The 24,239-nt window shown below is 65.1% G+C and carries 25 protein-coding genes; 20 read left to right on the plus strand and 5 right to left on the minus strand.

Annotated features, from left to right (window positions below):
* The first annotated feature begins 45 nt into the window (after positions 1 to 45).
* The 8 genes from ACN0X6_RS13270 to urtE all read left to right on the plus strand — a co-directional run bounded on the left by ACN0X6_RS13270 (position 46) and on the right by urtE (position 9,355).
* Positions 46 to 639, plus strand: a complete 594-nt coding sequence (locus tag ACN0X6_RS13270; RefSeq protein WP_417704537.1) for a MarC family protein — start codon at positions 46 to 48, stop codon at positions 637 to 639.
* A gap of 250 nt (positions 640 to 889) precedes the next feature.
* A complete protein-coding gene (gene atzF / locus ACN0X6_RS13275; protein WP_417704538.1) occupies positions 890 to 2,689 on the plus strand; it encodes an allophanate hydrolase in 1,800 nt (599 codons plus the stop codon).
* Positions 2,690 to 2,697: 8 nt separating this feature from the next.
* Positions 2,698 to 3,426, plus strand: coding sequence for a GntR family transcriptional regulator (locus ACN0X6_RS13280; protein WP_417704540.1), 729 nt, complete (start codon positions 2,698 to 2,700; stop codon positions 3,424 to 3,426).
* A gap of 50 nt (positions 3,427 to 3,476) precedes the next feature.
* The gene (gene urtA / locus ACN0X6_RS13285; protein ID WP_417704542.1) at positions 3,477 to 4,742 is read left to right on the plus strand and encodes an urea ABC transporter substrate-binding protein; all 1,266 of its coding nucleotides are present in this window, start codon (positions 3,477 to 3,479) and stop codon (positions 4,740 to 4,742) included.
* A 196-nt stretch (positions 4,743 to 4,938) separates the two neighbouring features.
* Positions 4,939 to 6,507, plus strand: coding sequence for an urea ABC transporter permease subunit UrtB (gene urtB, locus ACN0X6_RS13290; protein WP_417704544.1), 1,569 nt, complete (start codon positions 4,939 to 4,941; stop codon positions 6,505 to 6,507).
* A 112-nt stretch (positions 6,508 to 6,619) separates the two neighbouring features.
* On the plus strand, positions 6,620 to 7,708 hold the full coding sequence (gene urtC, locus ACN0X6_RS13295) for an urea ABC transporter permease subunit UrtC (RefSeq protein WP_279531324.1): 1,089 nt from the start codon (positions 6,620 to 6,622) through the stop codon (positions 7,706 to 7,708).
* Positions 7,705 to 8,547: an urea ABC transporter ATP-binding protein UrtD gene (gene urtD / locus ACN0X6_RS13300; protein ID WP_417704546.1), complete on the plus strand. Its 843-nt coding sequence runs from the start codon at positions 7,705 to 7,707 to the stop codon at positions 8,545 to 8,547. The genes urtC and urtD overlap by 4 nt, the downstream gene beginning before the upstream one ends.
* 109 nt (positions 8,548 to 8,656) lie before the next feature.
* Positions 8,657 to 9,355, plus strand: a complete 699-nt coding sequence (urtE, locus tag ACN0X6_RS13305) for an urea ABC transporter ATP-binding subunit UrtE (protein WP_417704548.1) — start codon at positions 8,657 to 8,659, stop codon at positions 9,353 to 9,355.
* 301 nt (positions 9,356 to 9,656) lie between these two features.
* On the opposite strand, the gene ACN0X6_RS13310 is transcribed toward urtE, so the two are convergent.
* A complete protein-coding gene (locus ACN0X6_RS13310) occupies positions 9,657 to 10,442 on the minus strand; it encodes an aldolase (RefSeq protein ID WP_417704550.1) in 786 nt (261 codons plus the stop codon).
* 182 nt (positions 10,443 to 10,624) lie between these two features.
* On the opposite strand from ACN0X6_RS13310, the gene ACN0X6_RS13315 reads away from it, so the two are divergent.
* A complete protein-coding gene (locus tag ACN0X6_RS13315) occupies positions 10,625 to 11,944 on the plus strand; it encodes an aspartate aminotransferase family protein (protein ID WP_417704552.1) in 1,320 nt (439 codons plus the stop codon).
* Positions 11,945 to 12,096: 152 nt separating this feature from the next.
* Here the strand turns inward: ACN0X6_RS13315 and ACN0X6_RS13320 are convergent, their stop codons facing one another.
* Positions 12,097 to 13,593 (minus strand): PLP-dependent aminotransferase family protein, encoded by a 1,497-nt coding sequence (locus tag ACN0X6_RS13320; RefSeq protein ID WP_417704554.1) that lies wholly within the window; start codon positions 13,591 to 13,593, stop codon positions 12,097 to 12,099.
* 176 nt (positions 13,594 to 13,769) lie between these two features.
* Here ACN0X6_RS13320 and ACN0X6_RS13325 point away from each other — a divergent pair, with 176 nt between their 5' ends.
* From ACN0X6_RS13325 to ACN0X6_RS13345, 5 genes are all read left to right on the plus strand, one after another.
* The gene (locus tag ACN0X6_RS13325) at positions 13,770 to 14,654 is read left to right on the plus strand and encodes a transporter substrate-binding domain-containing protein (RefSeq protein WP_417704556.1); all 885 of its coding nucleotides are present in this window, start codon (positions 13,770 to 13,772) and stop codon (positions 14,652 to 14,654) included.
* Between the two features lie 189 nt (positions 14,655 to 14,843).
* Positions 14,844 to 15,485 (plus strand): amino acid ABC transporter permease, encoded by a 642-nt coding sequence (locus ACN0X6_RS13330; RefSeq protein WP_417704557.1) that lies wholly within the window; start codon positions 14,844 to 14,846, stop codon positions 15,483 to 15,485.
* Positions 15,486 to 15,495: 10 nt separating this feature from the next.
* Entirely contained in the window at positions 15,496 to 16,158 is a 663-nt protein-coding gene (locus ACN0X6_RS13335; protein ID WP_417704559.1) for an amino acid ABC transporter permease, read from the plus strand.
* Positions 16,151 to 16,909: an amino acid ABC transporter ATP-binding protein gene (locus ACN0X6_RS13340; RefSeq protein WP_417704561.1), complete on the plus strand. Its 759-nt coding sequence runs from the start codon at positions 16,151 to 16,153 to the stop codon at positions 16,907 to 16,909. Before ACN0X6_RS13335 ends, ACN0X6_RS13340 begins: the two co-directional genes overlap by 8 nt.
* Positions 16,910 to 17,048: 139 nt before the next feature.
* Entirely contained in the window at positions 17,049 to 17,807 is a 759-nt protein-coding gene (locus tag ACN0X6_RS13345) for an SDR family NAD(P)-dependent oxidoreductase (RefSeq protein WP_417704563.1), read from the plus strand.
* A 66-nt stretch (positions 17,808 to 17,873) separates the two neighbouring features.
* Here the strand turns inward: ACN0X6_RS13345 and ACN0X6_RS13350 are convergent, their stop codons facing one another.
* On the minus strand, positions 17,874 to 18,587 hold the full coding sequence (locus ACN0X6_RS13350; protein WP_417704565.1) for a sulfite exporter TauE/SafE family protein: 714 nt from the start codon (positions 18,585 to 18,587) through the stop codon (positions 17,874 to 17,876).
* Positions 18,588 to 18,767: 180 nt separating this feature from the next.
* On the opposite strand from ACN0X6_RS13350, the gene ACN0X6_RS13355 reads away from it, so the two are divergent.
* The 6 genes from ACN0X6_RS13355 (at position 18,768) to ureC (ending at position 23,334) form a co-directional block, all read left to right on the plus strand.
* Complete coding sequence (locus ACN0X6_RS13355; protein WP_417704567.1) at positions 18,768 to 19,604, plus strand: urease accessory protein UreD; 837 nt, start codon at positions 18,768 to 18,770, stop codon at positions 19,602 to 19,604.
* A 248-nt stretch (positions 19,605 to 19,852) separates the two neighbouring features.
* The gene (ureA, locus tag ACN0X6_RS13360; protein ID WP_003246897.1) at positions 19,853 to 20,155 is read left to right on the plus strand and encodes an urease subunit gamma; all 303 of its coding nucleotides are present in this window, start codon (positions 19,853 to 19,855) and stop codon (positions 20,153 to 20,155) included.
* Positions 20,156 to 20,158: 3 nt separating this feature from the next.
* The gene (locus tag ACN0X6_RS13365) at positions 20,159 to 20,668 is read left to right on the plus strand and encodes a GNAT family N-acetyltransferase (protein ID WP_417704569.1); all 510 of its coding nucleotides are present in this window, start codon (positions 20,159 to 20,161) and stop codon (positions 20,666 to 20,668) included.
* A gap of 4 nt (positions 20,669 to 20,672) precedes the next feature.
* Positions 20,673 to 21,203 carry a GNAT family N-acetyltransferase gene (locus tag ACN0X6_RS13370; protein ID WP_417704571.1) on the plus strand — a complete coding sequence of 177 codons (531 nt, stop codon included), beginning with the start codon at positions 20,673 to 20,675 and terminating at the stop codon, positions 21,201 to 21,203.
* Positions 21,203 to 21,511 (plus strand): urease subunit beta, encoded by a 309-nt coding sequence (locus ACN0X6_RS13375; protein WP_417704573.1) that lies wholly within the window; start codon positions 21,203 to 21,205, stop codon positions 21,509 to 21,511. Before ACN0X6_RS13370 ends, ACN0X6_RS13375 begins: the two co-directional genes overlap by 1 nt.
* A 122-nt stretch (positions 21,512 to 21,633) precedes the next feature.
* Positions 21,634 to 23,334, plus strand: a complete 1,701-nt coding sequence (ureC, locus tag ACN0X6_RS13380) for an urease subunit alpha (RefSeq protein ID WP_417704575.1) — start codon at positions 21,634 to 21,636, stop codon at positions 23,332 to 23,334.
* Positions 23,335 to 23,428: 94 nt separating this feature from the next.
* Here the strand turns inward: ureC and ACN0X6_RS13385 are convergent, their stop codons facing one another.
* Both ACN0X6_RS13385 and ACN0X6_RS13390 read right to left on the minus strand, forming a co-directional pair.
* A complete protein-coding gene (locus ACN0X6_RS13385) occupies positions 23,429 to 23,872 on the minus strand; it encodes a hemerythrin domain-containing protein (protein WP_417704577.1) in 444 nt (147 codons plus the stop codon).
* Between the two features lie 75 nt (positions 23,873 to 23,947).
* Positions 23,948 to 24,214 carry a DksA/TraR family C4-type zinc finger protein gene (locus ACN0X6_RS13390; protein WP_160019275.1) on the minus strand — a complete coding sequence of 89 codons (267 nt, stop codon included), beginning with the start codon at positions 24,212 to 24,214 and terminating at the stop codon, positions 23,948 to 23,950.
* Between the last annotated feature and the right edge of the window lie 25 nt (positions 24,215 to 24,239).

Here is a 24,239-nt window from a genome sequence, read left to right on the forward strand (position 1 = left end):
TCCGATCCGCCCTACCTCAGTCCACCCATCTCAAACGAGCGCCCCATGTCCGAGTTGTTCAGCCTGTACCTGAAGATGCTGGTGCTCTACAGCCCCTTCTTCGTCCTCTCCTGCTTTATCGGCCTGAGCCGCGGCCACACCCTCAAGGAGCGCAAGCGCCTGGCCTGGAAGGTGGCACTGGCCACCTTGATAGCCAGCGTGCTGCTGTACCTGTTCGGCAAGCACATCTTCACCCTGTTCGGCATCACCATCGACGCCTTCCGCATCGGCGCGGGCTCGGTGCTGTTCATCTCCGCCCTCGGCATGGCCCAGGGCAAGTCGGCGGTGCAGAGCGACAACGTGCAGCAGGACGTGACCATCGTGCCGTTGACCATTCCGCTGACCGTCGGCCCCGGCACCATCGGCGCCCTGCTGCTGATGGGCGCCAGCCAGCCGCACTGGGACGACAAGCTGGTGGCGGTGGCGGCGATCTTCCTCGCCAGCCTCACCGTGGGCGTGGTGCTGTACCTGTCCAACCAGTTCGAGCGCCTGCTCGGCGACCAGGGCCTGCAGATCGTCAGCCGTTTGATGGGGCTGTTCGTCTGCGCCCTGGCCGCACAGATCATCTTCACCGGGGTGAAGAACTACCTGGTGCCTTAAGACACCGAGCTTCGAGCCCTCGGTGCGCACGGCGCACCCTACTCCTCTCGATACCGTAGGGTGCGCTGTGCGCACCGCCAGCGCCGAAGAGCCTGCACCATTCGCTTGCAGGCCAGCCCCACCTCGGTGCAACGCCTCTCGCCAAAGCCCCTGCCGTCGCCCTGCCCCCCCGAAAATAAAGGCCTGCGCAAAACTGGCACCGTCATTGCTCTAGCGATTCCAACTTGGATACAAGATGGAATCTCGAAGCATGTCCAACGCACCGATCGCTTTCACCCTCGCGCAGTGGCAACAGGCCTACCGTGACGGCCAATCCCCTGCAGAACTGCTGCACGCCCTGCGCCGCGAACTGCGCGCTGACGACACCGCCTGGATCGCCCTGGCCAGCGACGCGCAGCTCGATGCCCAACTCGATGCCCTGACCAGCGCACTGCAAGGTGCAGCCGGTGACCTGAGCAAGCTGCCGCTATACGGCGTGCCCTTCGCCATCAAGGACAATATCGACGCCGCTGGCTGGCCCACCACCGCCGCCTGCCCCGAATTCGCCTATCAGGCCAAGGCCGATGCCACCGTGGTCGCCCGCCTGCGCGCCGCCGGCGCCATCCTGATCGGCAAGACCAACCTCGATCAGTTCGCCACCGGCCTGGTCGGCACCCGTTCGCCTCACGGCGCAGTGCCTAACAGCTTCAACCCGGATTACGTCAGCGGCGGTTCCAGCTCCGGTTCGGCCAATGTGGTCGCGCGCGGCCTCGTGCCCTTCTCGCTAGGCACCGATACCGCCGGCTCGGGCCGCGTGCCGGCAGGCTTCAACAATATCGTCGGGCTCAAGCCGACCAAGGGCTGGCTGCCCAACACCGGCCTGGTGCCGGCCTGCCGCACCGTCGACTGCATCTCGGTGTTCGCCCTGACCGTCAGCGACGCCTTGACCGTGGCCAATATCGCCGGCGGCTATGACGCCGCCGATGCCTACAGCCGCAAGAACCCGAACAGCGCCAAGGTCGGCATGCCGGCCAAGCCGCGCCTGGCCGTGCCGGCCAACCCCGAGTTCTTCGGCGACAGCCAGAACCAGGCCGTCTATGAGACCGCCCTGGGCACACTGCGCGAACTGGGCGCCGAGCTGGTGGAGATCGATTTCGCGCCCTTCCAGCAACTGGCCGAGCAGCTTTACCAAGGCCCCTGGGTCGCCGAACGCACCGTTGCGGTGGAAGGCGTGAACCCCGAACACATCAACCCGGTGGTGCGCGGTATCGTCGAAAACGGCCAGAGGTACAGCGCCTGCGACGCCTACAAGGCCGAGTACATTCGTGCCGAACTGAGCCGTACCATCAACGATGCCCTGGCCGGCTTCGACGCCCTGGTGGTGCCGACCTCGCCAACCCTCCGCACCCTGGCCGAGATGCAAGCCGAACCGGTGCTGTTCAACAGCCAGTTCGGCACCTACACCAACTTCACCAACCTCGCCGACCTGGCTGCCCTGGCCGTGCCGGCGGGCCTGCGCGCCGATGGCCTGCCGGCCGGCATCACCCTGCTCGCCCCGGCCTGGCATGACCAGGCACTGGCCGCCTTCGGCCAGCGCTGGCAGCAGGCTGTCGATCTGCCGCTGGGCGCCACCGGCAAACCGCTGCCCGCTCAAGCCGCCAACGACAAGCCGGCGCCGGGCTGCATCCGTGTTGCCGTGGTCGGCGCGCACCTGACCGGCATGCCGCTGAACGTCCAGCTGACCACGCGCGATGCGCTGCTGGTGGAGCAGACCACCAGCAGCGCCAGCTACCGCCTCTATGCGCTGCCCGGCACCGTGCCACCGAAACCGGGCCTGGCACGCGTGACCGAGGACGGCGCCGAAATCATCGTCGAGCTGTGGGACGTACCGCAGGCGCGCTTCGGCGAGTTCGTCGCCGAAATCCCGCCACCTTTGGGCATCGGCAACCTGGAGCTGGCTGACGGTCGCTGGGTCAAGGGCTTCATCTGCGAGCCCTATGCGCTGGCTGGCGCACGTGACATCACCAGCTTCGGTGGCTGGCGTGCGTTCATCGCCAGCACCAAGGCCTGAGCCCGTTCATGCCACGTGCCGCTGAGCGCCCGCAGAGCCTGGCCGAGCGTATCTACGCAAGGCTCAAGGACGATATTTTCGAATTTCGCCTGATGCCCGGTGACCGTTTCTCCGAAGGCGAGGTCGCCGCGCGCATGGCGGCCAGCCGCACGCCGGTCCGCCAGGCGCTGCACCGCCTGCAGCGCGAGGGGTTTCTCGATGTGCACTTTCGCAGCGGCTGGCAGGTGCGCCCGCTGGACTTCGTGCAGTTCGACGAATTGTACGAGCTGCGCCTCGTCCTCGAACTGGACGCCGTGCGCCGCCTTTGCCAGCGCCCCACGGACGAACAGCCGCCTGCACTGCAGGCCCTTGCGCGCACCTGGTTGGTGCAAGAAGAGGCGCGACTGCGAGACGGCGCCGCCGTTTCACGCCTCGACGAGGCGTTCCATTGCCAATTGCTGGAGGCCGCCGGCAACCAGGAAATGGCCCGCGTCCACCGCGAGGTCAGCGAGAAGATCCGCATTCTGAGGCGGCTGGATTTCACTCAGGCACAACGCATCGACCTGACCTACGTCGAACACGGACAGATTCTGCAGGCAATCCTGACTCGTCGCTCAGAAGAGGCACAGCAATTGCTCAAGAGCCATATAGAGGTCAGCAAGGCGGAGGTGCATTCGATCACCTTGCACAAGCTATACGGCGCTCGCCAGCGCGTAGAGCCAATGCCGGAACAACCGGGCCATGACCTTCACGCATGACCAATAACAACGCTGTCCACTGACTCACACTTGTGAATGGAGATCGCACCATGCAACGTCGCAGCCTGATCAAGGCCTTTACCCTTTCCGCTTCCATCGCCGCCATGGGCCTGAGCTGGTCCATCCAGGCCGCCGAGACCATCAAGGTCGGCGTCCTGCACTCGCTGTCCGGCACCATGGCCATTTCCGAAACCTCGCTGAAAGACATGGCGCTGATGACCATCGACGGGATCAACGCCAAGGGCGGTGTACTCGGCAAGCAACTGGAAGCGGTGGTGGTCGACCCGGCGTCGAACTGGCCGCTGTTCGCCGAGCGTGGTCGCCAGCTGCTGACCCAGGACAAGGTCGCGGTGACCTTCGGCTGCTGGACCTCGGTATCGCGCAAGTCCGTGCTGCCGGTCTATGAAGAGCTCAACGGCCTGCTGTTCTACCCGGTGCAGTACGAAGGCGAAGAAATGTCGCCGAACGTGTTCTACACCGGTGCGGCGCCAAACCAGCAGGCCATCCCGGCGGTGGAATACCTGCTCAGCGAAGACGGCGGCGGCGCCAAGCGCTTCTTCCTGCTCGGCACCGACTACGTCTACCCGCGCACCACCAACAAGATCCTGCGCGCCTTCCTCAACAGCAAGGGCATCGCCGACAAGGACATCGAAGAGGTCTACACCCCCTTCGGTCATAGCGACTATCAAACCATCGTCGCCAACATCAAGAAGTTCTCCGCTGGCGGCAAGACGGCCGTGGTGTCGACCGTGAACGGCGACTCCAACGTGCCGTTCTACAAGGAACTGGCCAACCAGGGCCTGGAAGCCACCGAAGTCCCGGTCGTGGCCTTCTCCGTGGGTGAAGAAGAACTGCGCGGCATCGATACCAAGCCACTGGTTGGCCACCTGGCGGCCTGGAACTACTTCCAGTCCGTGGAGAACCCGGTCAACGAGAAATTCGTCGCCGACTGGAAGGCCTACGCCAAGGCCAAGAAGCTGCCGAACGCCGACACCGTGGTGACCAACGACCCGATGGAAGCCACCTACGTGGGCATCCACATGTGGGCGCAGGCCGTCGAGAAAGCCGGCACCACCGACGTCGACAAGGTGCGTGAAGCCATGGCCGGCCAGGAATTCGCGGCACCGAGCGGCTTCACCCTGAAGATGGACGAGAAGAACCACCACCTGCACAAGCCGGTGATGATCGGCGAGATCCAGGAAGACGGTCAGTTCTCCGTGGTCTGGGAAACCGACGGCCCGGTTCGCGCCCAGCCGTGGAGCCCCTTCATCGAAGGCAACGACAAGAAAGCCGATACCCCGGTGAAGTCGAACTAAGGCAAAAGCCCCTCTCCCCCAGCCCCTCTCCCGCAAGCGGGAGAGGGGAGACAAGCGGCACGGAGCGATGCACTGCACCGTACCAGTCCCCTCTCCCATTTATGGGAGAGGGCTAGGGAGAGGGCAAAAAGTAGCCCGGATGCAATCCGGGGAGAGCTGTCCCGGATTGCATCCGGGCTACGCCAAGGACCCCCTCATGCCCACTGCCCTTACCCGAATTCTCCTGAGCCTGCTGCTGTTGCTGCCACTGGCGGCGCAGGCTGGCGAGGCCGACGATTTCGTCGCTGCCAACGCCAGCAAGCAGGCCAAACTGCTGCAGGACTGGGCCGCCGCGCCCAACACCGAACGCATGCCACTGCTGCAAGCGCTGCAACAGGGCCGCGTCGCCAGCGATGCCGACAAACGCGCGTTCATCGAGCAAGGCGATACCTGGCAAGCCGCCGATGGCGCAGCCGAGGCCAACGGCACGCCGCGCAAAGTGCGCCTGAACAATCGCCTGCGCGGCCTGATCGCCTTCGCCATGGCCAGCCATCAGTTGCTCGGCGACGATGCAGCCGTGCGCCTCGGTGCTGCCCAGCAACTGCAACGCAACACGCCGCCGGCGCTGCTGCCCTTGCTGGAAAACCGCCTGAGCATGGAAGCCGACGAGAAGGTGCGTGACGCCATCACCCTGGCCCTGGCCAACCTACAGCTGGAGGCCAGCGACCCGGCCGTGCGCCTGGCCGCCGTGGAACGCCTGGGCGAAACCGGCGACCCGCAGGCCCGCACGCGCCTGCAAAGCCTGCTCGATGGTGAGGAAAGCGATGCCGCCGTGCGCACTGCCGCCGAGCAGAGCCTGGCCCAGGTGAAGAACAAACTGCTGATCGGCGAACTGCTCGGCCAGGCCTTCAGCGGCCTGTCGCTGGGATCGATCCTGCTGCTCGCCGCCCTCGGCCTGGCCATCACCTTCGGCCTGCTCGGGGTGATCAACATGGCCCATGGCGAAATGCTGATGCTCGGTGCCTACACCACCTACGTGGTGCAACTGAGCTTCCAACGCCTGGCCCCCGACTACCTGACGCTCTACCCGCTGGCCGCACTGCCCATCGCTTTTCTGGTCACCGCCTGCATCGGCATGGCCCTGGAGCGCACGGTGATCCGCCACCTCTATGGCCGCCCGCTGGAAACCCTGCTGGCCACCTGGGGCATCAGCCTGATCCTGATCCAACTGGTGCGCGTCACCTTCGGTGCGCAGAACGTCGAAGTGGCCAACCCGGCCTGGCTGTCCGGCGGCATGCAAGTGCTGCCCAACCTGGTGCTGCCCTACAACCGCATCGTCATCATCGGCTTCGCGCTGTTCGTCGTGGTCCTGACCTGGCTGCTGCTGAACAAGACGCGCCTGGGCCTGAACGTGCGCGCGGTGACGCAGAACCGCAACATGGCCGCCTGCTGCGGCGTGCCCACCGGCCGCGTGGACATGCTGGCCTTCGGACTCGGTTCGGGCATCGCCGGCCTTGGCGGCGTGGCCCTGAGCCAGATCGGCAACGTCGGCCCGGACCTCGGCCAGAGCTACATCATCGACTCCTTCCTGGTGGTGGTGCTCGGCGGCGTCGGCCAACTGGCCGGTAGCGTACTGGCCGCCTTCGGCCTGGGCGTGGTGAACAAGTTCCTCGAACCGCAGATCGGTGCCGTGCTCGGCAAGATCCTCATCCTCGCGCTGATCATCCTGTTCATCCAGAAACGCCCGCAAGGCCTCTTCGCGCTCAAAGGCCGGGTGATCGATTGATGAGTGCGCCATCGACCGTAGGGCGGGTGAAACCCGCCACATCTACCGAACGCCATCACTGCAGCGGCGGGTTGCACCTGCCCTACGGACTTAACGGACGAGTGATCGACTGATGAATGCGATAAATCAAACGCTGCTGGCCCGCGCCAGCGCCAAGCTCGGCCCGCAGGTATCCATCGCCATCGGCCTGGTGGTGCTGGCGATCCTGCTGGCCATGCCGTTGCTGCACCTGCTGCCGGCCGACCATGCCCTGCACGTCTCGGCCTATTCGCTGACGCTGGTGGGCAAGATCCTCTGCTACGCCATCGTCGCCCTGGCACTGGATCTGGTCTGGGGCTACGCCGGCATGCTGTCGCTGGGCCACGGCCTGTTCTTCGCCCTCGGCGGCTACGCCATGGGCATGTATCTGATGCGCCAGAGCGCCGGTGACGGCCTGCCGGCCTTCATGAGCTTCCTCGCCTGGAGCGAGCTGCCCTGGTACTGGTACGGCACCTCCAGCTTCCTCTGGGCAATGTGCCTGGTGGTGCTGGCGCCCGGCCTGCTGGCGCTGGTGTTCGGCTTCTTCGCCTTCCGCTCGCGGATCAAGGGCGTGTACTTCTCGATCATGACCCAGGCGCTGACCTTCGCCGGCATGCTCCTGTTCTTCCGCAACGAAACCGGTTTCGGCGGCAACAACGGCTTTACCGGTTTCACCCGCATTCTCGGTTTCGACATCACCGCGCAGGGCACTCGCGCCGTCCTCTTCTTCGCCACCGTGGTGCTGCTGGTGGGCAGCCTGTACCTGGGCTTTCGCCTGGCCCGCAGCAAGTTCGGCCGGGTGCTCACCGCCCTGCGCGATGCCGAGAATCGCCTGATGTTCTGCGGCTACGATCCGCGCGGTTACAAGCTGTTCATCTGGGTATTGAGCGCGGTGTTGTGCGGCCTGGCCGGCGCGCTGTACGTGCCGCAGGTGGGCATCATCAACCCCAGCGAGATGGCGCCGACGCAGTCCATCGAGGCCGCCGTCTGGGTCGCCCTGGGCGGTCGCGGCACGCTGATCGGCCCGCTGCTCGGCGCCGGTCTGGTCAACGGCATGAAGAGCTGGTTCACCGTGGCCTTCCCCGAATACTGGCTGTTCGCACTGGGGGCGCTGTTCATCGTGGTCACCCTGTTCCTGCCCAGAGGCGTCGTCGGTCTGCTCAAGAAGGAGAAGGATCAATGAAAGCCACTCCGGTACCTGAAACCATGCTCGAAGCCGCCTTCGACCCCACCGGCCTGGCGCTGGACACCGGCAAGAACGTCGGCAAGGGCGTCAACGTCCGCCACGGCACCATCCTCACCCTGGAAGACATCAACGTCAGCTTCGACGGCTTCAAGGCGCTGAGCAACCTGACGCTGTACATCGGCGTCGGCGAGCTGCGCTGCATCATCGGCCCCAACGGCGCCGGCAAGACCACCATGATGGACGTGATCACCGGCAAGACCCGGCCCGACAACGGTGTCGCCTACTTCGGCGAGCAGTACGACCTGACCGCCATGAGCGAGGTGGAAATCGCCCAGGCCGGCATCGGCCGCAAGTTCCAGAAGCCGACGGTGTTCGAGGCGCTGACGGTGTTCGAGAACCTGGAGCTGGCGCAGAAGACCAACAAGTCGGTATGGGCCAGCCTGCGCGCCAAACTCAGTGGCGAGCAGAAGGATCGTATCGAGGAAGTGCTGGGCACCATCCGCCTGGAAGCTTCGCGCAACCGCCCGGCCGGGCTGCTCTCTCACGGTCAGAAGCAGTTCCTCGAGATCGGCATGCTGCTGATGCAAGAGCCGCATTTGCTGCTGCTCGACGAACCGGTGGCCGGCATGACCGATGCCGAGACCGAGTTCACCGCCGAACTGTTCAAGTCCCTGGCGCGCAAGCACTCGCTGATGGTGGTGGAGCATGACATGGGCTTCGTCGGCTCCATCGCCGACCACGTCACCGTGCTGCACCAGGGCAGCGTGCTGGCCGAAGGCTCGCTGGAGCAGGTACAGAACGACGAGCGGGTGATCGAGGTTTATCTGGGTCGCTGACGCCAGCCAGTGGGAGGGGCTTTAGCCGCGATGACTGCGTACTTCAAAAGCTCGCGGCTGATCGGTTCGCCGCCCGGCTCCTCCCACACTACGAATGAAGGACATTTCTATGCTGCAAGTTGAGCAACTCCACCAGTATTACGGCGGTAGCCACATCCTCCGTGGCCTGTCGTTCGACGTGAAGGTCGGCGAGGTCACCTGCCTGCTCGGCCGCAACGGCGTGGGCAAGACCACCCTGCTCAAATGCCTGATGGGCCTGATTCCGGCCAAGGACGGCAACGTGCAATGGGAAGGCAAGCCAATCACCGGCTTCAAACCGCACCAGCGCGTGCATGCCGGCATCGCCTACGTGCCCCAGGGACGCGAGATCTTCGGCCGCCTGACGGTGGAAGAGAACCTGCTGATGGGCCTGTCGCGCTTTCCCGGCAGCCAGGCCAAGGCCGTGCCGGAATTCATCTACGAGCTGTTCCCGGTGCTGCGCGAAATGAAGCATCGCCGTGGCGGCGACCTGTCCGGCGGCCAGCAACAACAACTGGCCATCGGTCGCGCCCTGGCCAGCCAGCCGCGCCTGCTGATCCTCGACGAACCCACCGAAGGCATCCAGCCCTCGGTGATCAAGGAAATCGGCGCGGTGATCAAGAAGCTCGCCGCCCGTGGCGACATGGCCATCCTGCTGGTCGAGCAGTTCTACGACTTCGCCGCCGAACTGGCCGACCAGTACCTGGTGATGAGCCGCGGCGAGATCGTCCAGCAGGGTCGTGGCGAGAACATGGAAACCGAGGGTGTGCGCGGGCTGGTGGCGATCTAGTAGGGTGCGCCGCGCGCACCGCGGCGCCCTCGATGCATAGGATCCCACTACCGCTTGCGGGAGCGTTTGAAAGATCGTTCCTCACGCTCCGCGTGGGAATGAATTCAGGGACGCTCCGCGTCCCCGTACGCTAGCGCTAGCGGGCGCAGAGTGCCCTGGACTGAGCTCCCACGCTGGAGCGTGGGAGCCATCAAAGGCGTACGCGGGTTAGTGGCGATCTGATGCGGAGCGTAGGGCGGGTGTAACCCGCCAGAAATGTCCGGGGTGTCAATTGGTGGGCTGAAGCCCACCCTACGCTGCCCTACTCCGCGAAATCCGAGCCCTCGCGCAGCAACTGGCGCTTCACGCTCTCAAGATGCAGGTGCGCGCTTTCGGCATTGCCCTGCAGCATCTGCCGGCAGGCCGCACTGGCAATTGCCGGCGCCACTGCCTTCAACGGCCGACCACTGGCCATGGCCTTGAGCTGCACCTCGGCGGCGCGCTCCAGGTAGTAGAGGTCGTCCCAGGCCTCGGCAATGCTCGGCCCCAGCACCAGCGGGCCATGGTTCTTCAGCATCAGCACATCGGCATCACCTGCCGCGCGGGCGATACGCTCGCCTTCGGCGTAGTCCAGCGCCAGGCCCTGGTAATCCTCGTCCACGGCCAGTCGCTCGTAGAATTTCAGCGCGGTCTGCCCGGCCCAGACGAAGGGCTCACCTTCGAGCATGCACAATGCAGTGGCATGGGGCATGTGCGTGTGGAAGGCCGCCGTGGCGCGTGGATTGAGGCGGTGCAACTGGGCATGGATGAAGAACGCCGTGGCCTCCGGGCGGCCATCGCCCAGCACCACGCGCCCGTCGAAATCGCAGATCAGCAGCGACGATGCGGTGACTTCGGCGAAAGCCAGGCCATACGGATTGACCAGAAACAGCTGCGGCCATCCCGGCACCACCATGGAAAAGTGGTTGCAGATACCCTCGCCCATGCCGAGCCGGGCGGCCATGCGAAAGCAGGCGGCCAGGTCGATACGCGCCTGGGCGATCGCGGGGCTATCAAGGCCATCAGTGGGCGTCACGGGGGCGGTGTTGATCTCGAATGCGTGGGCCATGGTTTCACTCCTGAAAACGTATGCCTCCAGCCTAGCCTGTGCACGCAGGGCGCCTAGGGACAGTTGCCCGCCGTCGGCGAGCCAGACGCTCTGACCCAGCCACTTCCGGCATCTGGCCCTACGGCACACGGCCGCTTTGTTCCTATGGTGCAGCCATCCGCAACGACCAGCCCGAGGTCATCATGAGCACACCGATCAGCAACCAGTACGTCCACGACCTGGATCGCCAGCACGTCTTCCATTCCTGGTCGACCCAGGGCGCCCTCAACCCGCTGGTGATCGCCGGCGGCGAAGGCTGCACCCTGTGGGACTACGACGGTAAACGCTACCTCGACTTCAGCAGCCAACTGGTCAACACCAACATCGGCCACCAGCACCCGAAGGTCATCGCCGCCATCCAGGAGCAGGCCGGCAGCCTGGTGACCATCGCCCCGGCCACCGCCAACCTGATGCGTGGCGAAGCGGCCAAGCGCATCCTCGCCCGCGCGCCGGCCGGTTTCTCCAAGGTGTTCTTCACCAACGCCGGCGCCGATGCCAACGAGAACGCCATGCGCATGGCACGTCTGTACACCGGCCGCGACAAGATCCTCTCCGCCTACCGTTCCTACCATGGCAGCACCGGCGCGGCCATCGTCGCCACTGGTGACCCACGCCGCGTGCCCAACGAATACGCCCGTGGCCATGTGCACTTCTTCAATCCCTACCTGTACCGCAGCGAGTTCAATGCGGCGAACGAAGAAGAAGAATGCGCGCGTGCCCTGCAGCATCTTCGCCGGGTCATCGAATGCGAGGGGCCGGGCGCCATCGCCGCCATCCTGCTGGAGAGCATCCCCGGCACTGCCGGCATCCTGGTGCCCCCCAAGGGCTACATGCAGGGCGTACGCAAGCTGGCAGACGAGTTCGGCATCCTGCTGATTCTCGATGAAGTAATGGCCGGCTTCGGCCGCACCGGCAGCTGGCTGGCGCTGGAGCATTTCGACCTGGTGCCGGATCTGATCGTCTTCGCCAAGGGCGTCAATTCAGGTTATGTGCCGGCCGGTGGAGTGATGATTTCCAAGCCGATCTGCGAGCACTTCGACACGAACTTCTTCCCCGGCGGCCTGACCTACTCCGGCCACCCGCTGGCCATGGCCGCCATCGTCGCCACGCTGGACGCGATGACCGAAGAAGGCATGGTGGAGAACGCCCGTGACATCGGCGCTCAGGTGCTCGGCCCGGGCCTGAAAAAACTCGCCGAGCGCTACCCGATGATCGGCGAGGCACGCGGCGTCGGCCTGTTCTGGGCGCTGGAATTCGTTAGTGACGTGCAGCAGAGAACGCCGATGCCGGCGCCGGTGATGCAAGAGATGAAGGCGGCGCTGACCGCACGCGGGCTGCTCAGTTTCGTGGTGGAAAACCGCATCCATGTGGTGCCGCCGTGCATCGTCAGCGCGGCCCAGGTGAACGAGGCGCTGGCGGTCTTCGACGAGGTATTCGCCCTGTTCGCGCCGCGCTTTGGCTGACTCTGTCCGGGCCGCGGACAGCTCCCTCTCCCATTTATTGGGGGCACGCCTAGTGGAGAGGGTTGGGGAGAGGGCAAGTGCGGCAGATCGGAGTCGCAGGCAAGCCCTCTCCCCCGCCCCTCTCCCGCAAGCGGGAGAGGGGAGACAAGCGATCACACCCCCGCCAACACCTCACCCAGTTTCCGCACACCCGGCCGAATGCGCTCGGCATCGATGGCGTGGAAACCCAGGCGCATGAAGTTCGTCGGCGCCGCGCCGTCGCCGAGGAAGAACTGCGCCCCGGACTCGATCAGCACGCTCTGCTGCGCCGCCGCCCAGGCCAGGCGCTGGGTATCGACACCGCGTGGCGCCGCCAGCCAGCAGGCGCTGGCGCCGGGGCTGCCCATCGGTTGGCAATCGCTCAGGTCGCTGCGCAGCGCCTGGTAGAGCAGCTCGCGGCGACGACAATGTTCCTCGCGAAAACGCCGCAGGTGCGCGTCGTAATGCCCCTGGGCGAGGAAGTCGGCGAGCATGCGCTGGTTGTTCAGCGGCGGGTGACGGTACATCAGCCGCCGCAGCGCCCTGAGCTCGTCGATCAGCTCGGCGTCGGCGACCATGTAGCCGATCCGCAGCCCCGGCGAGAACGCCTTGGACAGGCTGCTCAGGTAGATCACCCGGCCACTGCTGTCGCTGGCCTTGAGCGCCGGCAGCGGATGGTTGTCGAGGTTGAATTCGGCGTCGTAGTCGTCCTCGATCAGCACCTGGTCGTGCTGGCGAATCTGCCGCATCAGCTGCTCGCGCCGCGCCGCACTCATCGCCACGCCGGTGGGCACCTGGTGCCCTGGCGTCACGTACAGGTACTGGCAGTCATCCAGGCGCCGATCCAGCACCAGACCCTGGTCGTCGACATCCTGCAGATGCACCTTGGCGCCGTGCAGGTCGAAGATGCTCGCCGCATCGCGAAAGCCCGGGTTCTCCACACCGACGCGCACCCCGCGCGCCATCAGCAGGCTGGCCAGCAGATACAGTGCGTTCTGCGAACCCAGGGTGACCAGGATCTCGTCGGCACGCGCCCAGATGCCGCGCTTGGGCAACACGCGGGTACGCAACTGCTCGATCAGTTGCTCATCGTCACGGTCGAAGCGGTCGCCCAACCAGCCCTGGTCGCGCTCGCCACTGAGGTTCTTGCGCGACACCTCGCGCCAGCGCTCCAGCGGGAACAGCTCGCTGATCGGCTGGCCGTAGATGAAGGGATAGGTGAAGCGGCTCCAGTTGCTCGGGCGCAGCACGCCGTGCTTCAAACTGGGCTGCATGCGAAAGCGCGTGGCCCAATCCGGGGCAGTGACGGCGCTGCTGTCGTCGGACTGCTCCGGCTTGCGCAGCGGCGTCATGCGCAGCACGGCATCGCCCGCTTGCCCGCAATAGTCCGGGTGCAGGTAGTAGCCACTGCGCGGGCGGCTGACCAGATAGCCGTTGTCGAGCAGGCTCTCGTACACCAGCGCCACGGTGTTGCGCGAGACCGACAGCTGCTGGGACAGCTTGCGGCACGACGGCAGCGGCTCGTCGGCTGGGAAACCGCCACCGAGAATAGCCGACACCAGCGACTCGCGAAGCTGCTCCTGAAGGCCGCGCTGACGGTCGAAATCGAGGTGGTAAAAGTGATCGATCATGGCGCACTCCAACAGCCAAACAACCCTGTGATGTAGCAAGTAGCGCGCCATTGTCACTGGCCAGAACAAAGGCCGGAACTGCCCCTATCGCCGGCTCGCCAGGCCTCTCTAAGGTGAAAACGAAACCGCCGCCGAGCGGCCTGGACAACCCTTGTCGACACCTCTGGAGCACGCCCATGAAGCCATCGAACACCGATTCCAAATCCTTCGGCCTGCTGCGCAAGCTGGCCCTGGCCAGTTGCCTGGTCGGCGCCTCGCTGAGCGCCCATGCCGACCTCGACGACATCAAGTCCAAGGGCGTGATGACCGTCGCCACCGAGGATGACTACGCGCCGTTCAACTTCATCGTCGACGGCAAGCCCGAGGGTTTTCACAAGGAGCTGCTCGAAGACCTGAAGACCTACGCCAAGGCACAGGGCTTCGACGTGAAGCAGGAAATCCTGCCCTGGACCGGCCTGCTCGCCTCGGTCTCGTCTGGCCAGTACGACATGGCTTTCACCGGTGCCCTGGTCACCGACGACCGCCTGCGCGTGTTCAACTTCGCCCCGCCCTTCGCCTCGGCGCAACACTTCTACGTCAAGCGCGCCGGTGACGACAGCCTCAGCGACATCGCCAGCCTGTGCGGCAAGACCGTCGGCCTGCAGGCCGGCAGCGCCCTGCTCGCGCGCCTGCCGGAGCTGAAGAAGATGATGGCTGCCGAGGGCTGCGAGATCGGCACCGTGACCGAATACCCGTCCTACCCGGAGGCCTACGCCGACCTGGCCAACGGTCGCCTGGACTACGTGATCAACGCACTGATTTCGGTCAATGACCTGGTCAAGACCCGTGGCGACACCTTCGCCAAGGGCATCGCCGTTTCCGGCGACGGTTTCGCCGCCTGGCCGGTGCCCAAGAGCAGCCCCGAGTTGCTGGAGCTCCTCACCGGTTTCATGAACGAAGTGCGCGACAACGGTCGCCTGGCCGAGTTGCAGAACAAGTGGTTCGGCGAAGCCTTCCCGGCCATGCCCAAGGAGCCGATCACCAAGGTAGAGCAGTTCCACAAGCTGGCCGGCATGGAGTGAAAACAGGCTGATGCCAGATGCCTGGCATGGTTCCCGTAGGGTGCGCCGTGCGCACCAGCGTCAACGGTGCCAGCGTTTCAGTGCGCACGGCGCACCCTACTGCTCATTTGCAGTGCACTGCCGCCTATCAGGGCCAGCTCTGGTCCTGACCTTGCTTGTAACCCCCCATCCCTTTCCCTGGAGCCCGACATGAACGGACAAGCCTGGTTATTGCTGCTCGAGGGCGCCTGGACGACTCTGTGGATCTCCTCGATCGCCATCGCCCTGGGCGTCGTCATCGGCCTGGGTATCGCACTGCTGCGCATGGCGCGCATACCCTTCGTGGAACAGGCGCTGGTGCTCTACGTGAGCCTGGCGCGCGCCACGCCGCTGGTCACCCTGGTGCTGTTCATCTTCCTCTCGGCCCCCACCTTCGGCCTGGCCATGGATCGCAACACGGCGGCGATCCTTGCCCTCACCCTGAACACCGCATCCTTCAATGCCGAGGTCTGGCGCACGGCGTTCATCAGTTTCTCCCGCGAGCAGAAGGAAGCGGCGCTGGCCTGCGGCATGACCAACGGCGTGTTCTTCCGTCGCATCATGCTGCCGCAGATGATCACCAGCAGCCTGCCCGGCCTGGTCAACGAGATGTCTTTCCTGATCAAGAGCAGCCCGGCCATCGCGGTGATCGGCATCGTCGATCTGACCCGCGTGACCAACCGCATCAGCGCCGTGACCTACGAGCCGCTGCCACCGATTCTCGCGGCGGCCCTGCTGTACATGCTGATCATCGGCGTGCTGCTCAAGGTGCAGGCCATCGCCGAGAAGAAAGCCAACCGACTGGCCATGTGAGGACGCCATCATGAGCGAATGGACCATCATCTGGGAGGCGCGCGCCGCCTTCCTCAACGGCGCACTCAACACCCTGATCCTGTTCGTCCTGTCGGTGCTGGCGGCCTTCGTCATCGGCTGCTTCACCGTCTACCTGCTGGAGGGCCGCAACAGGCTGTCGACGCTGCTGCGCGGGGCGATCGACCTGATGCGCATGCTGCCCTTCCTGGTGCTGGCCTACCTGCTCTACTACGGCCTGCCGGCCCTGGGGGTTAAGCCCAGCGCCTGGGGCGCGGGCCTGGTGGCGCTGGCCATCTATCACGCGGCCTACTTCGCCGAGATCCTGCGCGGGGCGCGCCTGGTGCTGCCGCTCGGCCAGGTCGAGGCGGCCAAGGCCCATGGCTTTAGGCCAGGCCGCCTGTTCTGGCGGATCATCCTGCCGCAACTGGTGATCCGCACCCGTCCGCTGCTCGGCAACCAGCTGATCTACGCGCTCAAGGACACCGCCTTTCTCACCATCATCACCGTGCAGGAACTGACTGCCGCAGCCAACTCGGTGCAGGCCACCTACTTCATCCCCACCGAGGCGTTCATCGTGGTCATCGCCCTGTACTGGATCATCAGCATCTGCCTGGAACTGGCGCTCAAGTGGGCGAGCCGGTTCGGCGCCAAACGAGGTTTCGAACATGCCTGACATCCCTGCGGTACAGATCGACAATCTTTCCAAGAGCTTCGACGGTGTCGAGGTGCTGCGTGACATCTCGCTGACCGTGAACAAGGGCGAGGTGGTCAGCGTGCTGGGCTCCTCCGGCTCGGGCAAATCGACCCTGCTGCGCTGCATCAACTGGCTCGAAGAGCCGGATCGCGGCAGCATTCACATTGCCGGTCAGCGCATCGGCGTCGACGCCCAGGGCAAGCGCATGAACAACCGCGACCTGGCGGCGATCCGCGCTCGCACCGGCATGGTGTTCCAGAGTTTCAACCTGTGGCCGCACCTGACCGTGCTGCAGAACGTGATGGAAGCACCGATGCAGGTGAAGAAGATGCACAAGGACGAGGCCCGCGCCATCGCCCAGACGCTGCTGGAAAAGGTCGGCATGGAGCAGAAGGCCGAGGCCTTTCCCTACACCCTCTCCGGCGGGCAGAAACAGCGTGTGGCGATTGCCCGCGCCCTGGCCATGAGCCCGGAGGTGATCCTCTTCGACGAGCCGACCTCGGCACTCGACCCGGAGCGGGTCGGCGAAGTATTGACCGTGATGAAGAACCTCTCCAGCGAGGGCTACACCATGATCGTGGTCACCCATGAGATGGAATTCGCCCGCGCGGTGTCGGATCAGGTGGTGTTCCTGGAAAAGGGCCTGCTGATCGAGAAATCCGCGCCGGAGAAGTTCTTCACCAACCCGGAAACAGAACGCGTGCGCAAGTTCCTCGAACTGTCCGCATGAATCCGCAGCCAGCTGTGGAGCGCAGTCTTACGGCCAAGGTCTTAGACTTGCGCCCCGCCCCCACTGGGACTGCTCTTCGTGCGCCCGACAGCGGACGCAGGAACAGACCATGAACCCCAACAGCAAAACGAGGTTATCCATGAGCAAGGTGGCATTCATCACAGGCGCGACATCCGGCTTCGGCCGCGCCACGGCACGACGCTTCGCCGAGGCCGGCTGGGCTCTGGTACTCAGCGGCCGACGCCTGGAGCGCCTGGAAGAACTGAAGGCAGAATTGCAGGACAAGGTGCCGGTGCATGTCGCCACGCTCGACGTGCGTGACGCTGCTGCGGTGAAGGCGCTGGTCGACGGCCTGCAGACGCCCTTCGACCGCATCGACGTGCTGGTCAACAACGCCGGCCTGGCGCTGGCCCCGGAGGCCGCGCAGAAGGTCGCCCTGGAAGACTGGCACACCATGATCGACACCAACGTCACCGGCCTGGTCAACGTCACCCACGCAGTGTTGCCCAAGCTGCTGGCCATCGGCAAAGGCACCAGCATCATCAACATCGGCTCGGTGGCCGGCGAATGGCCCTACCCGGGTGGCCACGTGTACGGCGCCACCAAGGCCTTCGTCAAACAGTTCAGCTTCAACCTGCGTTGCGACCTGGTATCCACCGGCGTGCGCGTCACCGACATCGCGCCGGGCATGGCCGAGACCGAGTTCACCCTGGTGCGCACCAAGGGCAACCAGGCTGCCTCCGACGCGCTGTACGGCACTACCACACCGCTGACCGCCGAGGACATCGCCGAGCAGATTTTCTACGTTGCCACCCTGCCGGATCACATCAACATCAACCGCCTGGAAATCATGCCGAGCCGCCAGGCCTGGTCGCCCTTCGCCATCGACCGCGATTGAAGGACGAAACTCACCGTAGGGCGGGTGCAACCCGCCAGACCACCCATGTCTGATGATGTCCCTGCCCTACGCCCACAACACCCGCAACAGGCTCCCCGCCGACAGCAGTACCAACAGCCCGCCGACCAGCACCCGCAGCGACAAGGGCTGCCAGCGCGAGTGCAGCCACTGGCCGAGCAGATTGCCGGCCAGCGCCGGCAGTGCAAGCTCCAGCGCCAGCCGCCACTGCGCGCCGGTCAGCACACCTGCGACGCCCAGCCCGATCAGCGCGAAGGAACTGCTGGCCAGGAAAAACAGCACCGCCGTGCCGCGCAACTGACGTGCGTCGAGGCCACTGCGCAGCAGGTAGATCATCAGTGGCGGGCCACCGGCCGAAGCCATGGTGGTCGCCAGACCGGATGCCAGCCCCGCCAACCAGGCCATGCCCTGGCCCACCGGCGTGGCAACAGACGGACGCCATAACACCAGCACGCCGCCGCACAAACAGAGCACAGCCACCAGCGGCGCCATGATCTGGGCAGGCAGCCACAGCAGCAGCCAGGCGCCCAGCGGCACCGCCAGCAGCATGCCCATCAGCAGGCGCACCAGCACAGGCCCATGAACGGCGCGCAGCGCCGCCGGCCACAGTGTCACGCTACAGGCCACGTCGAGAATCAGCGCCACCGGCACCGCCTCGGCAGGCGGCAGCTGCAGCATCAATCCGAGCGCCATCAGCATGGCAAAACCGAAGCCGCTGTAGCCGCGCACCAGGCCAGCGGCGAAAGCGATAAGCGTGAACATGGGCGCTCCGAAAAAATCGATGAGCGACTCTAGAGCCGTCCGGGTGCGCTGAGGCAGAGCCAGATACAGCACCGCGACTGGCCACACGAATGCGCTGGAAGACAGGCGCACCGAATTGGTTCAGGGCACGCCTCTTGCTTGCCCACTCGGTCAACTATCCTGTGGAACCGCGAACCCACCATGAATCTGCCTGCCGCCCTGTTCACGCCAAGCTGGCCTGCCGAGCTGGAGCTGGCCTACGCGCGCCACGGCGAGCGCACCACGCCGGTGCAGAGGCGCCACATGGGCCCTCTTAGGGTGCAGAAGCATCTGTATGCCGAAGGCCCGGAGGTGTGCCAGCACATCATCGTCCACCCGCCCGGCGGCATCGCTGGCGGTGACGTTCTGGACATTTCGGCCCATGCCGGCGAAAACACCTGGGTACAGCTCACCAGCCCCGGCGCCGCCAAGTGGTATCGGGCCGCAGGCGTCGCCCGGCAGGATCTGCGCCTGAGCGTCGAAGCCGGCGCCACCCTGGAATGGCTGCCGCAGGAAACCATCATCTACGCCGGCGCCCAGGCCGAACTGCACACGCAGATCGAGCTGCACGGTGACGCCCGCCTGTTCTACTGGGATATCGTCGCCCTCGGCCGCCCCGCCGCCGACGAGCGCTTTTCCAGTGGTCACTTGCAGGCCGCGCTGGATATTCGCCGGGATGGCAAGCTGCTCTGGCACGAGCGCCAGCGCGTTGCCGGCGGCGATGGCCTGCTCGATTCGGCCATCGGCCTGAACGGCCAACCGGTGTTCGCCACCCTGCTGGTCAGCGGCGAGGTGGACAGCGACCTGCTGGAGCGCTGCCGCGAGCTGAAGATTGAAGGTGTGCGTGGTGATCTCAGCCAGCTCGCGGGCTTGCTGGTCGCGCGCTGCCTGGCCAGCGAAGCACTCAAGGCGCGTGCCTGGCTGATCGAACTCTGGCGCCTGCTGCGCCCGGCGCTGCTGGGGCGCGAGGCGGTGCCGCCGCGCATATGGAACACATGACGAACACAACCGGTCGGGTTGAACAGCACTGAGGATGTTCTGAAAAAGCCAGTTATCGTCACTCCCGCGAATGCGGGAGCCCAGGAAATTCGCAGGTCCTGGATTACCGCCTACGCGGGAATGACGGCTTCTTCAGCGTTTCCCCTGAGCGTTTGCTCCCGATGACGGCGGATGTAAAAAGCGACATCCGCCCTACCAACACGACGTATTCAGGCGATGCACGGCATACGCCCCCTTGGAGTGACACGATGGATCTGAGTCCACGCGAGAAAGACAAGCTGCTGATCTTCACCGCCGGTCTGGTTGCCGAGCGCCGCCTGGCGCGCGGGGTGAAGCTGAACTACCCGGAGGCCATGGCCTATATCTCCGCGGCACTGCTCGAAGGTGCGCGCGACGGCCAGACAGTGGCCGAGCTGATGCACTTCGGCACCACCCTGCTGAGCCGCGAGCAGGTGATGGAGGGTGTGCCGGAGATGATCCCGGAGATCCAGATCGAAGCCACCTTCCCCGACGGCACCAAGCTGGTGACCGTCCATCAGCCGATTGCGTGACTTATGAGTTATTCGATAGCGAATGCCAACGACGCCGACCTGCCCGGCATCCTGTCCATCTACAACGACGCGGTGCAGCACACCACGGCGATCTGGAACGAGACCCTGGTGGACCTGGCCAACCGCCGCGCCTGGCTCACCGAGCGCACGGCGGCAGGCTTCCCGGTGCTGGTCGCGCATGACGCTGCCGGCGAGGTAGTGGGCTACGCCAGCTACGGCACCTGGCGCACCATCGAAGGCTTCCGTCAGACCGTCGAGCATTCGGTCTACGTACGCACCGACCAACGCGGCCAGGGCCTCGGCCCGCTGCTGATGCAGGCATTGATCGAGCGCGCCCGCGCCGCCAACCTGCACGTCATGGTCGCCGCCATCGAGTCGGAGAATATCGCGTCGATCCGTCTGCATCAGCGCCTCGGCTTCGTCACCACCGGGCAGATGCCACAGGTCGGCCGCAAGTTCGGGCGCTGGCTGGATCTGACCTTCATGCAACTGATCCTCGGCGCCAAGGAGTGACCCCGTGGACCTGAGGCTGCAGCGACTCGACAGCACCAGCTTCGCCAACTACCGCGAAGGTTTGATCGTCCTGCTGCTCGATGCCATCAGCCATGGCGCATCGATAGGCTTTCTCGCCGACCTCGACGAACGAGGCGCCGCTGAATATTTCGCCCAGGTGCATGCCGGCCTTGTCGACGGTTCACTGCTGCTCTGGGTGGCCCATGAACAAGGCCGAGTTCTGGGCAGCGTGCAACTGAGCCTGTGCCAGAAGCCCAATGGGCTGAACCGCGCGGAAATCCAGAAGCTGCTGGTGCTCAGCACCGCGCGCCGTCGTGGCATCGCTCGCCTGTTGATGCAGGTCGTCGAGCGAGAAGCAGCGACCCGCAAGCGCGGCCTGCTGTACCTCGACACCGAGGCCGGCAGCGACGCGGAGCACCTCTACCGAAACCTGGGCTACAGCAGCATCGGTGGCCTACCCGATTACGCCTGCGGCCCGGACGGCACTTACCGGGCCAACGCCATCTACTACAAGACGCTTGCGAGGCCCAACTGATGATTCCCGGCGAATACCAGATTGCCGACGGCGAGATCGAGCTCAATGCCGGTCGCCGCACCCTGACCCTGTCCGTGGCCAACAGCGGCGACCGTCCGATCCAGGTCGGCTCGCACTACCACTTCTTCGAGACCAATGATGCCCTGCTGTTCGAGCGCGCGGCCGCGCGCGGCATGCGCCTGAACATCCCGGCCGGCACCGCCGTGCGTTTCGAGCCGGGGCAGAGCCGCGAGGTGGAGCTGGTCGATCTGGCTGGCGCGCGCCGAGTGTTCGGCTTCGCCGGACGGGTCATGGGCGATCTCGACTGATCGTTCCCACGCTCTGCGTGGGAACCCTTAGCGGGACGCTCCGCGTCCCTGCGACGCAGAGCGTCGCCAACTGCATGCCCACGCAGAGCGTGGGCACGATCAAACGAATACAGGAAGTGCCGATGAAGATTTCCCGCCAAGCCTACGCCGACATGTTCGGCCCCACCGTCGGCGACAAGGTGCGCCTGGCCGATACCGATCTGTGGATCGAAGTGGAAAAGGACTTCACCACCTACGGCGAAGAAGTGAAATTCGGCGGCGGCAAGGTGATCCGCGACGGTATGGGTCAGGGCCAGTTGTGCGCGGCCGATGTGGTCGACACCCTGATCACCAACGCGCTGATCATCGACCACTGGGGCATCGTCAAGGCCGACGTCGGCCTCAAGGACGGCCGCATAGCCGCCATCGGCAAGGCCGGCAACCCGGATATCCAGCCCGATGTCACGATTGCGATTGGCGCCGGCACCGAGGTGATCGCTGGTGAAGGCATGATCCTCACCGCCGGCGGCATCGACACCCACATCCACTTCATCTGCCCGCAGCAGATCGAAGAGGCCCTGATGAGTGGCGTCACCACCATGATCGGCGGCGGCACCGGGCCGGCCACCGGCACCAACGCCACCACCTGCACCTCCGGGCCGTGGCACATGGCGCGCATGCTCCAGGCCGCCGATGCCTTCCCGATGAACCTGGGCTTCACCGGCAAGGGCAACGCCTCGCTGCCCGAGCCGCTGATCGAGCAGGTCAAGGCCGGCGCCATCGGCCTCAAGCTGCACGAAGACTGGGGCACCACCCCGGCGGCCATCGACAACTGCCTGTCGGTCGCCGATCAGTACGACGTGCAGGTGGCGATCCACACCGACACCCTGAACGAGTCCGGCTTCGTCGAAACCACCCTCGGTGCGTTCAAGGGCCGCACCATCCACACCTACCACACCGAGGGTGCCGGTGGCGGTCACGCACCGGATATCATCAAGGCCTGTGGGTTCCCCAATGTGCTGCCGTCCTCGACCAACCCGACCCGGCCGTTCACCCGCAACACCATCGACGAGCACCTGGACATGCTCATGGTCTGCCACCACCTCGACCCGAGCATCGCCGAGGACGTGGCCTTCGCCGAGAGCCGCATCCGCCGCGAGACCATCGCCGCCGAGGACATCCTCCACGACCTCGGCGCGTTTTCCATGATCAGCTCCGACAGCCAGGCCATGGGCCGCGTCGGCGAGGTGATCACGCGTACCTGGCAAACCGCCGACAAGATGAAGAAGCAGCGCGGCCCGCTGCCCGAAGACGAGCCCGGCAACGACAACTTCCGCGCCAAACGCTACATCGCCAAGTACACCATCAACCCGGCGATCACCCACGGTATCAGCCACGAAGTGGGCTCCATCGAAGTGGGCAAGTGGGCCGACCTGGTGCTCTGGCGCCCGGCCTTCTTCGGCGTCAAGCCGACGCTGATCCTCAAGGGGGGCGCCATCGCCGCCAGTCTGATGGGCGACGCCAACGCCTCGATCCCCACGCCGCAGCCGGTGCACTACCGGCCGATGTTCGCCAGCTATGGTGGCAGCCGCCATGCCACCAGCATCACCTTCATCAGCCAGGCGGCGTTCGATGCCGGCGTGCCCGAGCAGCTCGGTCTGCAGAAGAAGATCGGTGTGGTCAAAGGCTGCCGCGATGTGCAAAAGACCGACCTGATCCACAACGGCTACCTGCCGAATATCGAGGTCGATCCGCAGAACTACCAGGTCAAGGCCGACGGCCAACTGCTCTGGTGCGAGCCGGCCGAGGTGCTGCCGATGGCGCAGCGCTATTTCCTGTTCTGACATCGCAGACTGAGACGGCAATGGCGGGTTTCACCCGCCCTACGGTCATGTATAGGGCGGGTGCTACCCGCCATTGGCATTCAGGCTAGCTGATTCAGGACGCCTGCTTCATCTCGTCGTAGGCGCTGAGATAGTCGCCAGCCAGTTGCTGCTTCTCCTTGTCGCGAAGCAGCTTGCCGGCCATCTGGAAGAAGGTGCGTTCTTCTTCCCTGAGGTGGTGCTCGACCTTTTCCGCCAGCGCCTTGGCTTGCGCCAGCCAGCTCGGGCTGCTGGGGTCGGTTTCTTCCAGATCCTCGATCATTTCATCCATCTGGTGATGCTCGGCAATCGCATGGCGCGACAGATCGACACCTGCGTCCTGCTGCATCAGGGGGATATAGAAATGGCGTTCTTCGGCCACCGAATGCACGGCCAGCTCCTGCTTGAGCTGAGCGAACAAGGCGTGGCGCTCGGCGCTGTCGCCCTGGGTGGCGATCAGCTTCTGCGCCAGTTCGCGCTGAATGTCGTGGCTGATGCGCAGGGCTTCGAAAATCGTCATGCAGGCACCTCTTCCTGAGTCAAGGTCGTAGTAGCACTAGACAATAAGGGCTCGAATAGGTGCCGTACCGCTTGCTCAGCGCAACTGACTGTCCTTGCTGCCCCGGCGGTTGTAGCCGCTGTAGGCGGCATTCTCCCGGTCGTGCTCGGCCTGGCAATTGACGCACAGGCGCACGCCGGGAATCGCCTGGCGACGGGCCTCGGGAATGACAGCATCGCATTCCTCGCAATGACGCAGGCTCTCGCCCTTCGGCAGTTGGCTGCGAGCACGCGCAACGGCATCCTCGATGCTGCTGTCGATCTGCTCCTGTACCGCGTCGTCGTTCGCCCAACCACTGGCCATGCTGCACCTCCTCGCACCCACCGGA

It is taken from the genome of Pseudomonas sp. (genome assembly GCF_048269965.1).
In the GTDB taxonomy this organism is placed as follows: domain Bacteria; phylum Pseudomonadota; class Gammaproteobacteria; order Pseudomonadales; family Pseudomonadaceae; genus Aquipseudomonas.

What these genes read in the sequence shown, in the direction of transcription:
- ACN0X6_RS13270 (WP_417704537.1), top strand. Translation starts at nt 46, where the DNA reads ATGTCCGAGTTGTTCAGCCTGTACCTGAAGATGCTGGTGCTCTACAGC.
- atzF (WP_417704538.1), top strand. Translation starts at nt 890, where the DNA reads ATGTCCAACGCACCGATCGCTTTCACCCTCGCGCAGTGGCAACAGGCC.
- ACN0X6_RS13280 (WP_417704540.1), top strand. Translation starts at nt 2,698, where the DNA reads ATGCCACGTGCCGCTGAGCGCCCGCAGAGCCTGGCCGAGCGTATCTAC.
- urtA (WP_417704542.1), top strand. Translation starts at nt 3,477, where the DNA reads ATGCAACGTCGCAGCCTGATCAAGGCCTTTACCCTTTCCGCTTCCATC.
- urtB (WP_417704544.1), top strand. Translation starts at nt 4,939, where the DNA reads ATGCCCACTGCCCTTACCCGAATTCTCCTGAGCCTGCTGCTGTTGCTG.
- urtC (WP_279531324.1), top strand. Translation starts at nt 6,620, where the DNA reads ATGAATGCGATAAATCAAACGCTGCTGGCCCGCGCCAGCGCCAAGCTC.
- urtD (WP_417704546.1), top strand. Translation starts at nt 7,705, where the DNA reads ATGAAAGCCACTCCGGTACCTGAAACCATGCTCGAAGCCGCCTTCGAC.
- urtE (WP_417704548.1), top strand. Translation starts at nt 8,657, where the DNA reads ATGCTGCAAGTTGAGCAACTCCACCAGTATTACGGCGGTAGCCACATC.
- ACN0X6_RS13310 (WP_417704550.1), bottom strand. Translation starts at nt 10,442, where the DNA reads ATGGCCCACGCATTCGAGATCAACACCGCCCCCGTGACGCCCACTGAT.
- ACN0X6_RS13315 (WP_417704552.1), top strand. Translation starts at nt 10,625, where the DNA reads ATGAGCACACCGATCAGCAACCAGTACGTCCACGACCTGGATCGCCAG.
- ACN0X6_RS13320 (WP_417704554.1), bottom strand. Translation starts at nt 13,593, where the DNA reads ATGATCGATCACTTTTACCACCTCGATTTCGACCGTCAGCGCGGCCTT.
- ACN0X6_RS13325 (WP_417704556.1), top strand. Translation starts at nt 13,770, where the DNA reads ATGAAGCCATCGAACACCGATTCCAAATCCTTCGGCCTGCTGCGCAAG.
- ACN0X6_RS13330 (WP_417704557.1), top strand. Translation starts at nt 14,844, where the DNA reads ATGAACGGACAAGCCTGGTTATTGCTGCTCGAGGGCGCCTGGACGACT.
- ACN0X6_RS13335 (WP_417704559.1), top strand. Translation starts at nt 15,496, where the DNA reads ATGAGCGAATGGACCATCATCTGGGAGGCGCGCGCCGCCTTCCTCAAC.
- ACN0X6_RS13340 (WP_417704561.1), top strand. Translation starts at nt 16,151, where the DNA reads ATGCCTGACATCCCTGCGGTACAGATCGACAATCTTTCCAAGAGCTTC.
- ACN0X6_RS13345 (WP_417704563.1), top strand. Translation starts at nt 17,049, where the DNA reads ATGAGCAAGGTGGCATTCATCACAGGCGCGACATCCGGCTTCGGCCGC.
- ACN0X6_RS13350 (WP_417704565.1), bottom strand. Translation starts at nt 18,587, where the DNA reads ATGTTCACGCTTATCGCTTTCGCCGCTGGCCTGGTGCGCGGCTACAGC.
- ACN0X6_RS13355 (WP_417704567.1), top strand. Translation starts at nt 18,768, where the DNA reads ATGAATCTGCCTGCCGCCCTGTTCACGCCAAGCTGGCCTGCCGAGCTG.
- ureA (WP_003246897.1), top strand. Translation starts at nt 19,853, where the DNA reads ATGGATCTGAGTCCACGCGAGAAAGACAAGCTGCTGATCTTCACCGCC.
- ACN0X6_RS13365 (WP_417704569.1), top strand. Translation starts at nt 20,159, where the DNA reads ATGAGTTATTCGATAGCGAATGCCAACGACGCCGACCTGCCCGGCATC.
- ACN0X6_RS13375 (WP_417704573.1), top strand. Translation starts at nt 21,203, where the DNA reads ATGATTCCCGGCGAATACCAGATTGCCGACGGCGAGATCGAGCTCAAT.
- ureC (WP_417704575.1), top strand. Translation starts at nt 21,634, where the DNA reads ATGAAGATTTCCCGCCAAGCCTACGCCGACATGTTCGGCCCCACCGTC.
- ACN0X6_RS13385 (WP_417704577.1), bottom strand. Translation starts at nt 23,872, where the DNA reads ATGACGATTTTCGAAGCCCTGCGCATCAGCCACGACATTCAGCGCGAA.
- ACN0X6_RS13390 (WP_160019275.1), bottom strand. Translation starts at nt 24,214, where the DNA reads ATGGCCAGTGGTTGGGCGAACGACGACGCGGTACAGGAGCAGATCGAC.